A 16,113-nucleotide genomic window follows, 5' to 3' on the forward strand; every position below is an offset into this window, starting at 1 on the left:
TTTTATAAGCATTTACCACATAAACCAAATGAAAAGGCACTCGAAAGTGCCCTTAACGACATAACTTTACGCTTATGAAACGTGTTGAATGCCTTGTGGAATCGCCTGCAATAGTCGCTTAGTGTAGTCATGTTGAGGATGTGCATAGAGCTCATCCGAATTGGCAATTTCAACAACCTCCCCATGATTCATGACCATGACTTGATCCGAGATATATTTCACAACCGATAAATCATGTGAAATAAAGATATAACTTAGTCCAAACTCATCTTGTAAGTCCTGTAATAAGTTAAGTACTTGTGCCTGAACTGAAACATCGAGTGCCGAAACAGACTCATCACAAATTAAAATTTCAGGCTTTAGCGTTAAACAACGTGCAATAGCAATACGTTGGCGTTGCCCACCCGAGAACTCATGTGGATAACGATAGTAAGCTTGTTCAGGTAAATTCACTCGTTCAAGTAACCCAAGTGCAATTTGTTTACGCTCCGCATCATCTTTACCAATGTTATGAATTTGCATAGGCTCTAATAAAATCTGCCCGATGGTAAAGCGTGGGTTAAGCGAAGCATATGGGTTCTGAAAGATGATCTGTATCTTTCGCTGATATTTAGCAAACTCTTTTTCAGTTAATGAAAGAATATCTTTACCCTCAATGAAAGCTTCACCACCTGTTGCTTCATGTAAACGCATGAGCAAAAGTCCCACAGTAGTTTTACCTGAGCCTGACTCTCCCACTAGACCAAGCGTTTTCCCTTTAGCCAGTTTGAAAGAAACACCTTTTACTGCTTGAAATTCTTCTTTTCCAAATAACCCTTTACGGCTATAAAAGCTTTTTTTCAAATCCTTTACTTCTAAGACGATTTGCTCTTCTCCATTTAAACCGCGTTTACGCTGTGGAATTTCTGAAACATCAAAGCTTTGCTCTACCAATACATTGTCTTCTTGACGCATAAAGTCGCTGGTCACAGGCAAACGATAAGGTCGCTGTGACATTTGAGGACGACAGTAAAGTAAAGCTCTCGTATATACATCTTTAGATTGCTCTAGAACTTGTTCTGCAAGTCCCTGCTCTCTAATTTCACCATGACGCATTACAATGACTTGATCTGCAATTTCACCTACCAAAGCCAAATCATGCGTAATAAAAAGCATCGACATTTGACGACGCTGACGCAACGATTCAAGCAGATCAATAATTTGTTTTTGAATGGTGACATCAAGTGCCGTTGTCGGTTCGTCAGCTATTAGTAGCTTAGGTTCACAAGCGATCGCCATTGCAATCATGACACGTTGCTGTTGACCACCAGACAGCTGGTTAGGATAAGCATCAATCTTAGTTTCTGGTGAAGGTATCCCGACCTCTTTGAGTAACTCTAAAACACGTTGACGGGCCTGTTTACGACTCATACCCATGTGTAAACACAACACCTCTGCGATTTGATTACCTACCGTAAAAACGGGATTTAATGATGACATTGGTTCCTGAAAAATCATGGCAATATCTTTACCACAGATTTTTCGCATATCTTTACGAGATAAGCTGAGTAAGTCTTGACCTTCAAAAACAATCTTACTTTTTTCATCAATTTTACTTTGGCCGACAGGTAGTAAGCCCATAGTTGCCAAAGAAGTAACTGACTTGCCGCTACCCGACTCACCAACTAAAGCTACAGTGGTATTTGCTGGAATATCAAAGGATATTCCTTTAACAGTTTCGATATACTGCTTGTCTTCACCTTTAAAGCTTACACGTAAGTTTTCAATGTGGAGTAAAGGGACACTTTTTTGTTGTTCTAACATTAGGTTTTCCTCTTATTTTAGTTTTGGATCTAATGCATCACGCAGTGCATCAGTAAACATTGAAAAAGCCGTAACCAAAACAGCCATTGCGACAGAGGCTGCGACAAGCTGCCACCATTTTCCTAAAAGAAGTTCACTTTGTGCTTCATTTAACATGCTCCCCCAAGACACTACGCCTACTGGCACACCGAAGCCTAAGAAACTCAAAATAACTTCAGATTTAATAAAAGAAACCACCAAAATTGACATTTGAACCAAAGCAATATGGCTGACATTAGGAAAAATATGAATGAACATACGGCGGAAATGTCCAACACCAATTGCCTTGGCAGCCAGAACATATTCACGTGAGGTATGTTTCATATACTCAGCACGAATTAAACGGTAAACACCTGTCCAGCCCGTTAAACCTAAAATTAGAACAATAGATAAAATGCCCTTTTGTTGCAGTACGGCAGCTATCGCAAGAACTAATAATAAATATGGAATAGAAGTAAAAATGTTATAAAACCAGTTAAGGATGTCATCTACCCAACCACCAAAGTAGCCTGAAATTGCCCCTAATAATGTGCCTAAGGTCACTGCGAGTAATGCAGAAACTAGCCCTACAATAATTGAGGTTTCGGCACCTTTAATGGTCTTTTTAAGGACATCTTGTCCCCATTTGTCAGCTCCAAATATAAGCGTACTTTTAAGTTCACTTTGCTGATCGAGTAAATGTCCACCTAGTTGCTGATCAATTGCTTTCATATCATCTGCTAACGGATCAACTACACCATAATAATCAATTGCACTTCCAGAGCTCTTTTCTTGTTTAATTTCAGCCTTGAGTTGGTGAATGACATCTTTTAAGGGATCGACTGGATTTTCCGGTAATTCCTCATCTACAGCAGCTGTCTTTTGCAAAGCTTCATTTGTTTTATCTGCACCTATAAATGTAGGAGGTGCATAACTGACAGCAACTTCTTTATTCCAGTCCGATGCAATCACTCCCGTAAATGATAGTAGTAATACGACCAGATAGAACAGCACAACAATGAGTGATGCAATTGCAATTTTGTCAGCCCGAAGGCGACGCATTGCAAGCCGCCATAAACCCGCTGAAGCAGGCGCTGTCTGGGTTTGTAATTTTCTTTTTGATAGAACACTTAGCATAACCCACCTACTTCAACTGTACACGTGGATCAACCACTTTGTAGACTAAATCAGCAATCAAGTTAAAAATCATGGTTGCAGCTGCAATGTAGACTGTAATTGCTTTAATCACAGGAAAATCACTTCGCTCAACTGCGATAATTACTTCTCGACCAATACCGGGAATACCAAAAAAACGTTCAATTAAAAATGCACCTATGAGCAACGCAGGCAAAGTCGCCATGACATCGGTAATAATAGGAATTGAGGCATTACGTAAAACATGCACACCTAAAATTCGGCTTTCACCTACACCTTTAGCCCGTGCCGTTCTAACATAATCTTGGTTAATTTCATCAAGCACAAAACTACGGTATAAACGTAAAGTAGGTGCAATACTCACCACCAACATAATTAAAATTGGAAGTAAGGCGAACTTAAATAAATTATCGGTAAAATTATCGCTCCAGCCCTGCACTGGGAACCAACTTAACTGATAAGCCAGAACATATTGAAAAACAATAATATAAACCAAGATACTAATCGACATGCCAATGGTACATAACATCATGACCATACGATCTGTTAAAGAGCCACGTACAGCCGACACAGCCAATGCCAAGCCAATTGAAATAACGGTTTGTAAAATAGTAAGTGGAATTAACAGCGTTAGCGAAGGCCCCAAGCGGGTTAAAATAATTTGTGAAACCGGTTCCCCTGTACTCCAACTTGCACCATAGTCAAAAGTGAGAATCTGCTTAATAAAAATCCAGAGCTGAACGTAATAAGGTTGGTCTACCCCTAGCTGTTTACGAATGTTTTCAATCTGCTCAGGATTAGACATCTTACCTGCCAAAATATAAGCTGGATCTCCACCTACCCAGTTAAAAAGAATAAAGATAAACAGTACTACTCCCAACATGGTTGGAATCATCTGCCATAACCGCCGAATAACATATGCCAGCATAGTGATAATTCCTTATTTAACCCGTTGTCCGGTAATTTCATTAAAGAATGCTTTATTGTCAGGATCACGACCAAGGAAATCTTTAACCAACTCAGCTGCTGGTTTTTGGCTACCTTGGGATAAAATCGACTGACGGTAACGTTGCCCGACTTGTGGGTTATTTAGGTTGTCACCATAAGCAGAAAGCATATCGAGAGCTAAAACCTCAGACCACATATAACCGTAATAACCCGCTTGATACCCACCCATTAAGTGTCCAAACTGTCCAGGAAATTCTGTTGTTGGTACATATCCCAAGGCTGTAGCTGCTTCCATTTTTTGCCAAGTTTCTAAAGGTTTTACTTTTAAGGCATCAGCCGTATGAAGTGCCATATCGTACTGTGCATAAAGTGTCTGACGTGCATAACGTAAACCGCGCCCATAGTTATGTACTGCTTTTAAACGGGCAATTAATTCATCATCAACTCGTGGACATGCTGGATCACAATAATCAGCTACTTTAGACAAAGTTTCCTTACGGCGTGCCCACTCTTCATACATTTGAGATGGTGCTTCTACGAAATCACGCTCTACAGAAGTTCCAGACTGACTTGCATAACGGGTATTAGATAAAATGCCATGTAAGGCATGACCAAATTCATGAACAAAAGTTTCGAGCTCATCACTATTTAAACCTTTACGGTTAAAGTTTGTGACAAGTACTGACACAGGTAAGCGGTTAGTTAAAGTACTGCCACCATATACTCCCCAAACGGCAGCATGACCATATTTCCCTTCGCGAGGGAATTTATCCATATATAGAGCACCCAGAAGCTTTCCTGTCTTTTTATCGACTACATCGTAATACTCAACTTCGCTTTGCCATGCTTTCACTTTGACAGGTTTAAAATCAATGCCATAAAGGTCAGATGAAATAGCAAATAACCATTTTTGTGCCGCTAAAGTCGGGAAATAATCACGAAGCTTTTCCTGATCAATTTGATATTTGCTCTTACGCAGTTTCTCACTCCAGTAAGCTTCACTCCAACGTGTTATCTCGGTTTTATCTAATGGTGTTTTTAAAGTTTGTGCTTTAAATGCACGGAGCTCTTCTACTTCTTTGCGCTCAAGTGGTGCCACCGTTTTTTGTACTTCTGCCAAAAACTGATTTACAGCTTCGGGCGTTTTTGCCATACGGTCCTTTAACGCCCAATCTGCATAACTTGCTTTTCCAAATAACTGCGCCAGTTCATAACGTAAATCTATTGCTTGTTTGAGTAATTTTAAGTTTTGTTCAGTACCACGTCGTGTAAAGGCGATTTGATATCTTTTTCGGGCATCATCATTATCTGCCAGTTCCATAAATGGACGATATTCAGGATACTCAAAACCTAATAGATAGTTACCTTTGCCATTTTTCTTTAACCCTGAAATATAACTTTCCGGCAGACCTTTCATCTCTTCAGGCGTAAATTCAAGTTTTTCAGGGTTATCACGAATATTACGGCTATATTCTTGTTCGAGTTTAGTCAACTCATCAAGAATCGCTTTCATTCTTGCACGTTTTGCTGGTTCTAATTGAACCCCTGTGTCTTCAAACTGATCCAAAATATCCTGACGGTATTTTTTATCTATCGGATCAGTCGCTTTTGTATTTTTAATTACGTTATATAATTTTGAATTTTGAAATATATCGGTATGTAACTGATTAATTTTAATTTCGCAATCTTCGGCTGCCTTACGTAATTTCGCATCTGGATCTACATTACTATATAAACCGACAGGTCCTGAAAAATCTTCAAGATGAGCAAAAACTTTGTCCCACTTTGCTAATATTGGAGCAGCGGCAACATCAGTTTTAACAGGTGTTTTTTCAAAGTTTGAAATCTCTTGCTGGATTTTTTTTAAATTAGAATCGCACCATGTGGGAAGTTGCTCTGCTTTAAGTAATGGTAAGGTTGCACGTGTTGTCTCTGCCGATGCAAATTGACTTATACCTATCGTCAACATACATAATGTAGTCATTTTCAGTGTGTTATTTTTCATCGTATCTCCAATTTTTTTCATTTAATGATTAGATTTCGTATTTGTATCAATATCGAAGTACATCCATTCAGCATGTAAAATCGGATGCTTCTTATATCCAATGATTCGTGGTTGAGCCAACATATTTCTATAACGTGCATACAACACTTGCACTGGCATATACACTTCTAACAAACGTGTCATTTTTCGATAAATCACATCTCGTTCTGGGCCAGGCTTAACCTGTTGAGACTGACGATATAATTGATCAAACTCTGGTATTGAACCGCAAGACCAGTTGGTCATATGAGTGTTCGGGCCATAAAAATTCTGCATAAAATTATCCCCATCTGGATAATCGGCAATCCATGCAGAGGAACCAAACATTCCATCACACTGTTTTTGCGCCCGAATGAGATCTGAAAAGAGCATTGGTTTGTAAACCATACGAATATTCAAACTGTCAAAGTTCTTTTTCCAAAGCTCAGCGCTTTGCTGACCAATACTGTCATTGCGCGCCATATATTCAATAACAAGGGGCTTACCATTTGGTTGTGTACGCCAACCTGATGCATCTTTTTTATAGTTATATTTATCTAATAATAAATTTGCTGCTTTGACCGAATATGGGGTACTGCTTCTATATTGAGGTTCAGCCCCTACTACACCTGGTGGAACTGGAAAATGTAGACGCTCAGCATCACTATTACGTACTAATTTAATTTCTTGATCTATTGAACGAGACATTGCAATTGCACGGCGTAAAGCAATTTTTTCTTTACTCATCCCTCCAACAACGGGATTTTTAAGATTCCAATAGTTATAACTAATTTCCGGATCAACAATACGAGATAAATGCACACCCTCTTTTGCAAGCTCAGGACTTAATTTACCGTCTTTAATCGCTTTCGAGACTAATTGCCCTTCAAGTTGAATGATATCAACTTCACCACGCTGAAATGCCAGCCACCTTGACTGGTTTTCTTCCATTACCTGAATATCAATTATGCCGATTTGAGGCATTTGCTTACCTTTGAGGCGTTTTACAATTGCTTGGTCCTCAGCACTACTGGCTACAAAGTTCCAAGTAAAACCGCGATAATCAGGATTCGCTTTTAAAACAATACGCGAAGCAGGCACCCACTTACTGAGCATATAAGGTCCTGTCCCTACTGGATGCCCCATAACAAAGCCAGATTTATCTTTATATTTTTCGATAACTTCACGTGCTACAGCCCCTGTAGGGTCATGTGCTAGTAATAAAGGAAAGTTATAATCAGGCTTCGCTAACCGAATAACCAAAGTGTACTTATCAGGTGTTTGTAAACCACTCACACTTTGATCATAGTTAAACTTTCCTGTTTTACTGGCTGATTGTACTAAAGCATCCATACCCTCAATTTTGTTCTCCAACAACCAGCTATTTGGCGAACGTAAATTTGGGTCCAATAACCGCTTAAAAGAGTATGCATAATCGTAAGCCGTTAACTCTCTAGGTTTACCTTTAAAAACAGGGTCCGGCGTAAAATAAATACCTTTTTTAATGTGAATCGTATAAGTCAGACCATCTGCACTCACTTCTGGCATAGCGGTTGCGATTTGCGGAATAAGCTTTGCTGGCCTTGCTAAATAATCGTAGGTATATAAAGTTTCAAATATCGACGTGGTTACATGTGCCGAATATAAGTCATGGATATACGCTGGGTCGAAACCTGTTTCAGCTGTCGGAAACGTATAATGGAGAACTTTATTTGGATCGGCTGGGCTTTTTGCAAAAATAGTCGTGTTACCCGTTAATGCCATACTGACAAATAATAGACCTACACTACAGTGCTTGAGCTTTTGTTTTAAATTTTCAGTCATGATGATCTTTATCTAAAATTATTTTTTAATAGGGGTAATATCAAGATATTGCCAGTTTGTATTCATCATAGGGTGAGGTTTAAAACCCTGAACTTGTGGGCGTATCAACCAATTACGAATTCGAGTTACATGAATAATCCAAGGATTATCAGCTTCTATCTGGCGATTAAGCTTTTCATAATATGGTAGACGTTGTTGCGGTGGTAAATGAATGGCCTGAGTGTAAAGAGCATCATATGTTTTAGACTGATAACACGCATGGTTTCCCTGTCCAGCATTTGGTCCATATAGTAATTGTGCAAAATTATCTCCTTCGGGATAGTCAGCAATCCATGCACCACTCCACATCATATATTTACATTGAGTTGCGGCTTTTAAGTTATCTGCAAAATTACTTACTTTAAAATCAGCACGAATGCCTATCGCATCTAGATTTTTTTTCCAAAGCTCTGAATGAATAACGGATGCTGAGCTATTTTCATTGTTAATTTTTAAAACTAAAGGCTTGCCATTTGGTAAGGTCCGATAGCCATCAGCCCCTTTTTTATAACCATAATAATCAAGCAGTTTATTTGCTAGCTGCGGATTATATCCTACGCTACTTTTATACTTCGGGTTATATCCGTTTACACCTTCAGGTATGAACATTTCTGCTCTCACTGCCTGACCTTTATATGCCTGTTTTATGCTTTCTTTTTGGTCATAGGCCAAAGTAATTGCTCGACGAAGCGCAATTTTTTCTGGACTAAAACCCCCAATAACCGGATCCCGCATATTCATCATGGTATAAATAATTTCGGGATCTTTATTCGGATAGTGTTTGATTCCTCTTTTTTGAAAAGAAGCCTTAAGTTGATTTCCATCTAAGGCTTGAGGAACAGCATCGGCTGTAAGTTTGTCAAAATCTAATTGACCAGACTGGAAAGCTAACCATCGTGACTGTTGCTCTTCAATAATACTAACCACCACCTTGCCAATTTGTGGCATTTTCTTTCCAGACATTTCCTTAACAAGTTGGTTATCCCAAGGCGTTCCTGTTGACTTAAAATTCCAGACAAAACCACGATAATCAGGATTGGCAACCAACTCGACCTTACTTCTTGGAACATATTTACTTAGCATATAAGGTCCGGTACCTACAGGGTGCATACCAATACGGTCACCATAATAATCAACAACCTCTTTGGCAACGCCGCTAAATGTAATATAGGCAAGAATATAAGGAAAATTAAAGTCTTGGCGAGTTAAAGTAAATTGTAGAGTATAGCGATCAGTCGCTTTAAGCCCTGCAATTGGCGCAGCATAATCAAATTTTCCTGTTTTTTTTGCTTGAGCTACCACTGCATCGGCACCCACCAACTTTCCATCCAAAAAAGAAACGGAAGGCGCTCTGTTTTTAGGGTCTAAAATACGTTTAATTGCATAGACATAGTCTTCAGCTACCAACTCGCGGCGTTTACCTTTAAAGGCAGGATCATCCGTAAAATAAATACCTGGCTTAATTTTAAATATATAAACTTTACCGTCTTGCTCAACCTTCGGCATGCTTTCAGCCGTATAAGGAACCAGTTGTAGTGGACGTGCTAAATAATCGTATTTAAGTAGAGGTTCAAAAATAGCTTCTGCAATACTTGCACTATAGAAATTGGTGGTTTTAACCATGTCAAAACCGTCATCAGGTGCTTCATAGGCAACATGCAAAATCTTGTTTGGTTGTGCTGGCGTAATTGCATAAGCACATGGAACTGATGTAATAGCCAAACTTAAAATGGCGAGCTTAAAAAATTTTAATTTCAAGTTCATATCCACGTAACTAATTTTTTTAAAAGACATTAACCTTTTGAGTAACATCTAAATCCGCATAAGAAAAGTTCTTTTTTCAGCAGATAGGCCTATTGGGGATTTGGAATTCACTTTCCTTTATCATCTTTTTATTTGATCAAATGGAAAAATAAATTCAAGTACCCAGTGTTTTGTAACTACTGAATATAAAGCGAATTTCATGCCATCTATGAGTATTCATAATAAAATATTTAAGAATATTAGAAATTCATATTTTTATTAGGTACTTAAATCCGTTTGAACTATATAAATAAAAGTTACTTTTTGCCAAATATTATATTTGTATAACTTAATCATTTAACATCTTAAATGCACAAAAAAAATCCATTGATGATTCATTATGCATCATATTAATCCATTTACACTTAAGAGAAAATATTAACTTAATATACTGATAATTAAATAAAATTATATAAAAAAATCTTACAATAAATAGTATAACATTACATATGATAAAGTTCTAAAACGATACATTTTTATTTATTAAGTATGTGAACTGTCCATTAATGTATATTTTTTATACAAATAAATTTGAAACTTTTAGCCAATACAAAAAAATTTGCCAAACGGAAAATTTATTTAACTTCAAAAGATACAGAGGCACTGCCCTCAAACATAATAAAATCAATATTTATCAATATTTTGCATAAACTAAAAAAAGAAAAATATATAGTTGGCACTTGCTTTGCTTAAAAACATTCCAGCAATATCGCTAACTACAACAAAAAGGGATCAAATCCACGATGAAAAAAAAATACAATGTTCGATCTCAGGTAACCCCCAAGATCGGCAAGACAATACTTAAATTAAGTACCCTTAGTTTAAGCATGATGTGTCTTACCATGGCACAAGCAGCAGAAACAGAACAATCAAGCAATGATGATAAACCTGCAAAAGTCGTAAAAGTTGCCGTTACAGGTTCTTCAATCAAAGGTGTTGCAGCACAAAGTGCTTCTCCTATTACCATTATTAAAGGCGAAGATCTCGCTAATGCTGGCGTTACTACAGTTGAAGAAGCATTAACCCGTGTAAGTTCCAATCAGGCAGGTTTTTCAACTGACCAAAATGTGGGTGCTAGTAATACTGATGGTTCTACCGCTAACCTTCGGGGTTTAGGTAGCGATAAAACACTCGTTTTACTGAATGGACGACGCCTCGCAGCGAACCCTTTTGGTACTTCCACCGTAAACCTAAATATTATTCCTTTGGCAATGATTGACCGTATTGAGATTTTACGTGATGGTGCATCGGCTGTGTACGGAGCCGATGCTGTTGCGGGGGTTATCAACTTCATTACAAAAAAAACATATAAAGGAGTTGGCATTAGTGCAGGCTTACTACAACCAGAACAAAGTGGTGGTGACAAACAAGATGTTTCTATTTTTGGTGGCTACGGAGACTTAGATGAAGATGGTTTTAATATTTTTGGTGTCGTAGATTATCGTCGTACTAACGGCATTATGGCAAAAGACCGAACAATTTCAAAACGTGGAGATGTATTACCGGAACTTGGGCTAGATGGCCGCTCTGCTAACTCTTTTACTGCAAATTTTTATGATCCTGTCTCTGGAGTTTCAGGAAATCCATATGCTCAAAATGGGCAATGTCTTGGAGGAACATCCGAATCAGCTGAGGACGGCTTTTGTTATACAAATACTCGTTCTTTAATCGGGATTAAGCCAGATTTGGAAAATGTATCTGTGTTAGGACGTGGTACATTTAAAATTAATGATAATTTAAATGCTATTGGTGAATATATTTATTCGCGCAGTGAAGTTGTCACTTCCGTTGCTCCAGATCCTTATAGCCGTAGTAATCTTGCGACTCGTGTTACTATCCCGAGTGACAGCCCATATTATCCAGGAAATGGTATTGTTCCTAATGTTGAAGGATTAAGTGGCTCACCACTTGAACTTTATTTGCGTTCCCAAGCAGGAAATCGTATAGCTAAATCTATTAACCAATCTCATCGTCTTTTTGCTGGTTTAGAAGGTGAAGTGTGGGGTTGGGATTTAAACACTGGTATAACATATGCAAAAAGTGAAGCATCTGATAATTTCGTTAATGGGCAATTAAGCAAATCTAAATTACAAGATGCTTTAAATAACGGAACATTGAACCCATTTGGTGAAAGTAGTGATCCAGATATCTGGAATACTTTATCAATTAAAGGCAAATACAATGAGGCAACTTTAGAATCTACTACTGCAGATTTCAGTATCAGCCGTCCTATTTTCAGTTTACCTGCTGGTCAGGTTGGTTTTGCTTTAGGAGGAAGTTTTACAAATCAAGATTGGAAGCAACACATTAATGCAGATTTAGTCCGTCAAGCTCCTAGTAGTGGTACAGACCCTGATAAACCCGATAATTCTGGTGACCGTGATATTACATCTGCATTTGCAGAATTACAAATACCTATAACTAAAACAATTGAGGCACAACTTGCGGCTCGTTATGACAACTATAGCGACTTTGGTGACACCTTTAATCCTAAATTCGCGATCCGTTGGGAACCATTAAAACAACTCATGTTCCGTACCTCATATAGCACAGGTTTCCGTGCACCAAGCCTATATGAGATTAATGCGGCTCAAAGCAAAACTTATACTGGCGCAAGATATAATGATCCACTTTACTGCCCAGGCGGTGAGGTTGTAGAAGGGAAAAATAAAAACGATTTTTGTAATAGACAATTTATGAAATTACAAGGTGGCTCACAAGATTTACAGCCAGAAGAATCAAAATCATTTACTGCGGGCTTTGTTTTTGAACCAATCAAAAACTTAGTACTTACCGTTGACTATTTCAATATTAAAATTGATGACCTAATTGCTCAAGTAGGCGAAGCTACAATCTTTGGCGAACCTGAAAAATACTCATCTCTTTTTGTAAGAAATTCTGATGGTACTATCGATTATGTAAAAACTAATTTATTCAACTCGGGTGGTATGAAAACAGAAGGTTTTGATATTAGTCTAAACTATTTAACTCCAATGACATCCACAGGCCGATTTGGCTTTGGAATTGATGGAACTTACGTATCCAAATTAGATTACCGTGACTCAAAAGCTGAACCATGGACTGGTCGGGTTGGCCTATATGAAGACCCAGCCGTTGTACGCTGGAAGCACACAGCTAATATTAACTGGGCATATGAAAATTGGAGATTAGTTTTCGAACAACAATTTATACGTGGTTATGATGATCAAAATCAGATAGGTGAAGAACAATACGATCATCACAAAGTTAGTGATTATACGCTTTACAATATTTCTGGGACATATAAAGGCTTTAAGAATCTTGAGCTAACAGCCGGTATTAAAAATATTTTTGATGAAGACCCATCTGCTTCAAATGTTTTAGATAATTTCCAATATGGATATGACCCTCGGTATGGTGATCCAACAGGACGTACATACTACTTACGTGGTACTTACAAGTTCTAACTGGTTATTTTGTAAACACGAGTTTACAGCTCGTGTTTGCAGAACAAATACTCATTCTTAGCTTCTTAGCCAAACAGTCATTTTAAAAATTGTTTGTCTACAGTTTCAGGAGTAACTATGGGCATGACTTTTACAGACATAGAAAATAAATCTGCCAAACGCCTAATTGGTATTGCTGCAGTCATTTTTCTGCATCTTCTTGTTGCCTATATTCTGATGTCAGGTTTAGCAAACAATATTCAAAAACCAGCGGAAAAACCTGTGGAATTACAAATTATTCAGGATATTAAGCCGCCTCCTCCACCAAAGCCGGAAGAGCCGAAACCAAAGGAAAAACCACCTGAACCACCAAAAATGGTAGAAAAAGTTGCCAAGGTTCCAGAGCCTCCTAAACAGGTTGAGAAAGTTGTGACTCCTGTGCAAAAAAACACTCCAATAGCTCAACCAACTAAAGTTGCGACTCCTGCTCCAGCAGCACCGGCTGCACCTAGTGCACCATCACTAAGTCCAGTTGCGGCACCTGCTCCAGCTGCGGCTGCTCCAGCACCTAAACCAACTGGCGTAACTCGTGGTGTTTCAGAAGGTTCCGCAGGTTGTGAAAAACCAGAGTATCCACGTGAAGCACTGATGAATGAAGAACAAGGTACGGTGCGCATACGTGTTTTAGTTGATACTTCCGGCAAAGTGATTGATGCGAAGGTGAAAAAATCAAGTGGTAGCAAAACCTTAGATAAAGCAGCAACTAAAGCTTACAGCCTATGTACATTCAAACCAGCAATGAAAGATGGTGTGCCTCAGCAGGACTGGTATGAAATTGAATATCCTTTCGTAATTGAATGAACAAATTGAATTAATCAGAAATTAAAAATATTGGAGAAAATATGATGAAAAAATCAACTCAAGCGCTAGTACGTTTCACTTCTGCAAGTTTAATCGCAGCTTGCTCACTGCTCCCATTAAGTACAGTTTTTGCAGAAGAAACAAGTAATACTCCTGTTGCAACGGCAACGACTGAAGCGACATCAAACTCAAGCACACCGACTCCACCGCCAAAGCCTGCAACGAGTGAAACCGTTAAAAACCCTTATGGTTTAGAAGCACTTTGGCGTGAAGGTGATTTAGTTGCAAAATCAACCCTATTCATATTAGTACTTATGTCTATCGGTACATGGTACATCATCGTTTCTAAACTATTACAACAAGGAAAAGTTAAACGACAAGGAAAAGAAGCTGAAAGACATTTCTGGGAAGCTACTTCTCTTGATAATGCTGCTGAAGGTTTAGAACAAAGTAGCGCTTATCGATTTATTGCAGAAAAAGGCATTAACTCAACTAAGTCACACGGCGGTTCTTTACTTGAACGCATTGACTTCAATACTTGGGTAAGCATTTCAATACAACGTTCAATTGAAAAAGTACAAAACCACTTAAGTGGAGGTTTAGCCTTTTTAGCAACGGTTGGATCTACAGCCCCTTTCGTAGGTCTATTCGGAACAGTATGGGGAATCTATCACGCGTTAACAGCTATCGGGATTTCAGGACAGGCATCTATTGATAAAGTTGCAGGTCCAGTTGGTGAAGCACTGATTATGACAGCTATTGGTCTTGCAGTCGCAGTACCAGCTGTGCTTGGTTATAACTGGTTGACTCGCCGCAATAAAGCAGTGATGGAAAACGTACGTTCATTTGGTTCAGATTTACATGCAGTTTTATTAAGCGGAGAAATTAATACTAATAATTCAGTTAACCGCAGTATTAAATAATCAGGAGCAAACATTATGGGTATGAGTGTTGGTTCTGAAGATGAAGACGAAATGATTGGAACAATTAACACGACTCCTCTGGTGGACGTCATGTTGGTTTTACTTATTATTTTCCTAATTACCATTCCAGTAGTTACACATACAGTACCTGTGAAACTACCTGAAGAAAAAAATACGCCGTACGCAACTACGCCTGAAAATATTCAACTCTCAGTCAATAAGAAAGGAGATATTTTCTGGAATGAAAGTTATGTACCAAATAAAGAAATTTTACTAGCGAAATTACAGGCTGTGGCGCAAAAAAGACCACAGCCAGAGGTACATATTCGAGGAGATCAGCTTACCCATTTTGAAGCGATAGATCAGGTCATTAGTACGACCAAACAAGCTGGTATTGGCAAAATTGCCTTTGTTACTACCCCTCCAGCCTCCCCATAACTATTTTAAGGAGAATCTTATGGGTATGAATGTTGGTTCAAATGATGATGATGTGATGTTAGAAGTCAACATGACACCGCTTATTGATGTCATGTTGGTACTCATTATCATGTTTATTATTACCATACCTGCACCAAACAACGCGATTAATATTAATTTGCCAAATGGCACACCGCCACCAACAAATGAAAAGCCACCTGAAGTGGTTGATGTAAGAATTGATGCAGCAGGTAAAGTTTTTTGGAATAACCAGCAGGTTTCAGACCGCACCGCACTAGAGACTTTATTTCAAAGTGTTGTTGCCAAAAAAGATCAAGACCAAATCAAACTCAAACCAGACCAAATGGCTGAATATAAAAATGTAGCGATGGTCATGGCTACGGCACAGCGTTTAGGCGTCACTAAAATTGGAATTGTAAGTAGTAACTAATATTACTTTTCAATCTATTTAACTCTATTAACTCCTGCGCTAACTTGAATCTTCAGTTAGCGTTTTTTTTTGAAGCCGAAATATTCAACTCTAAAATAATATCGCCACATTCATCATATTCTCCAGTTTCTATAAAACCCATTTTTTTATAATGCCTTGGTGCCATAACCTTTGGCTTGATTATCTTTGTCAATCATCAAACGAAATAACCAAAATAATGTCTCATCAGGCGGATCAATTTCGACGCAATACATTAGGAACCCAACGACTTCATCATTAAAACAGATGACTCTTGGACAGTAATGTTCTTCTACTTTAGACTCAGCAATAGAATATACATTTGGTGCAACATAATCTTTTTGCGATCCATGCAATCACAACTTTGCACATAAAATCCAATTTTCACGATTAAGATCTTTTAAA

At 38.3% G+C, this 16,113-nt stretch carries 12 protein-coding genes and 1 pseudogene; 6 read left to right on the plus strand and 7 right to left on the minus strand.

What is annotated here, in order from left to right:
• Positions 1 to 72: 72 nt before the first annotated feature.
• Genes ACLCEG_RS02180 through ACLCEG_RS02205 form a run of 6 tightly spaced genes read right to left on the minus strand, consistent with a single transcriptional unit; the run spans position 73 to position 9,580 of the window.
• Positions 73 to 1,803, minus strand: coding sequence for an ABC transporter ATP-binding protein (locus ACLCEG_RS02180; RefSeq protein WP_410565437.1), 1,731 nt, complete (start codon positions 1,801 to 1,803; stop codon positions 73 to 75).
• A gap of 12 nt (positions 1,804 to 1,815) precedes the next feature.
• Complete coding sequence (locus ACLCEG_RS02185; protein WP_086496051.1) at positions 1,816 to 2,958, minus strand: ABC transporter permease; 1,143 nt, start codon at positions 2,956 to 2,958, stop codon at positions 1,816 to 1,818.
• Positions 2,959 to 2,965: 7 nt separating this feature from the next.
• On the minus strand, positions 2,966 to 3,904 hold the full coding sequence (locus ACLCEG_RS02190) for an ABC transporter permease (RefSeq protein WP_004709076.1): 939 nt from the start codon (positions 3,902 to 3,904) through the stop codon (positions 2,966 to 2,968).
• A 12-nt stretch (positions 3,905 to 3,916) separates the two neighbouring features.
• Positions 3,917 to 5,950 carry a M3 family metallopeptidase gene (locus ACLCEG_RS02195; protein WP_410565440.1) on the minus strand — a complete coding sequence of 678 codons (2,034 nt, stop codon included), beginning with the start codon at positions 5,948 to 5,950 and terminating at the stop codon, positions 3,917 to 3,919.
• Complete coding sequence (locus tag ACLCEG_RS02200; protein ID WP_240287063.1) at positions 5,951 to 7,774, minus strand: ABC transporter substrate-binding protein; 1,824 nt, start codon at positions 7,772 to 7,774, stop codon at positions 5,951 to 5,953. It lies immediately after the preceding gene.
• 15 nt (positions 7,775 to 7,789) lie between these two features.
• Positions 7,790 to 9,580 (minus strand): ABC transporter substrate-binding protein, encoded by a 1,791-nt coding sequence (locus ACLCEG_RS02205; RefSeq protein ID WP_240287061.1) that lies wholly within the window; start codon positions 9,578 to 9,580, stop codon positions 7,790 to 7,792.
• A 142-nt stretch (positions 9,581 to 9,722) separates the two neighbouring features.
• Here ACLCEG_RS02205 and ACLCEG_RS02210 point away from each other — a divergent pair, with 142 nt between their 5' ends.
• The 6 genes from ACLCEG_RS02210 (at position 9,723) to ACLCEG_RS02235 (ending at position 15,690) form a co-directional block, all read left to right on the plus strand.
• Positions 9,723 to 9,836 (plus strand): hypothetical protein, encoded by a 114-nt coding sequence (locus ACLCEG_RS02210; RefSeq protein WP_139344670.1) that lies wholly within the window; start codon positions 9,723 to 9,725, stop codon positions 9,834 to 9,836.
• Positions 9,837 to 10,356: 520 nt separating this feature from the next.
• Positions 10,357 to 13,059 (plus strand): TonB-dependent receptor, encoded by a 2,703-nt coding sequence (locus ACLCEG_RS02215; protein ID WP_410565443.1) that lies wholly within the window; start codon positions 10,357 to 10,359, stop codon positions 13,057 to 13,059.
• A gap of 117 nt (positions 13,060 to 13,176) precedes the next feature.
• The gene (locus ACLCEG_RS02220) at positions 13,177 to 13,899 is read left to right on the plus strand and encodes an energy transducer TonB (protein WP_410565446.1); all 723 of its coding nucleotides are present in this window, start codon (positions 13,177 to 13,179) and stop codon (positions 13,897 to 13,899) included.
• Between the two features lie 41 nt (positions 13,900 to 13,940).
• Positions 13,941 to 14,822, plus strand: a complete 882-nt coding sequence (locus ACLCEG_RS02225) for a MotA/TolQ/ExbB proton channel family protein (protein WP_081407955.1) — start codon at positions 13,941 to 13,943, stop codon at positions 14,820 to 14,822.
• A gap of 15 nt (positions 14,823 to 14,837) precedes the next feature.
• Complete coding sequence (locus ACLCEG_RS02230) at positions 14,838 to 15,260, plus strand: ExbD/TolR family protein (protein ID WP_004701951.1); 423 nt, start codon at positions 14,838 to 14,840, stop codon at positions 15,258 to 15,260.
• A gap of 19 nt (positions 15,261 to 15,279) precedes the next feature.
• Positions 15,280 to 15,690 carry an ExbD/TolR family protein gene (locus ACLCEG_RS02235; protein ID WP_410565449.1) on the plus strand — a complete coding sequence of 137 codons (411 nt, stop codon included), beginning with the start codon at positions 15,280 to 15,282 and terminating at the stop codon, positions 15,688 to 15,690.
• A gap of 52 nt (positions 15,691 to 15,742) precedes the next feature.
• Here ACLCEG_RS02235 and ACLCEG_RS02240 read toward each other — a convergent pair.
• Positions 15,743 to 16,064: pseudogene (locus ACLCEG_RS02240) on the minus strand (GNAT family N-acetyltransferase).
• Positions 16,065 to 16,113: the final 49 nt, after the last annotated feature.

The organism is Acinetobacter sp. H1(2024), from assembly GCF_046557555.1.
Taxonomy (GTDB): domain Bacteria; phylum Pseudomonadota; class Gammaproteobacteria; order Pseudomonadales; family Moraxellaceae; genus Acinetobacter; species Acinetobacter seifertii.

Bases quoted from the DNA above. Each gene is read 5' to 3' on its own strand.
- ACLCEG_RS02190 (WP_004709076.1), bottom strand. From the start codon at position 3,904: ATGCTGGCATATGTTATTCGGCGGTTATGGCAGATGATTCCAACCATG.
- ACLCEG_RS02185 (WP_086496051.1), bottom strand. From the start codon at position 2,958: ATGCTAAGTGTTCTATCAAAAAGAAAATTACAAACCCAGACAGCGCCT.
- ACLCEG_RS02225 (WP_081407955.1), top strand. From the start codon at position 13,941: ATGATGAAAAAATCAACTCAAGCGCTAGTACGTTTCACTTCTGCAAGT.
- ACLCEG_RS02220 (WP_410565446.1), top strand. From the start codon at position 13,177: ATGGGCATGACTTTTACAGACATAGAAAATAAATCTGCCAAACGCCTA.
- ACLCEG_RS02235 (WP_410565449.1), top strand. From the start codon at position 15,280: ATGGGTATGAATGTTGGTTCAAATGATGATGATGTGATGTTAGAAGTC.
- ACLCEG_RS02215 (WP_410565443.1), top strand. From the start codon at position 10,357: ATGAAAAAAAAATACAATGTTCGATCTCAGGTAACCCCCAAGATCGGC.
- ACLCEG_RS02195 (WP_410565440.1), bottom strand. From the start codon at position 5,950: ATGAAAAAAATTGGAGATACGATGAAAAATAACACACTGAAAATGACT.
- ACLCEG_RS02180 (WP_410565437.1), bottom strand. From the start codon at position 1,803: ATGTTAGAACAACAAAAAAGTGTCCCTTTACTCCACATTGAAAACTTA.
- ACLCEG_RS02230 (WP_004701951.1), top strand. From the start codon at position 14,838: ATGGGTATGAGTGTTGGTTCTGAAGATGAAGACGAAATGATTGGAACA.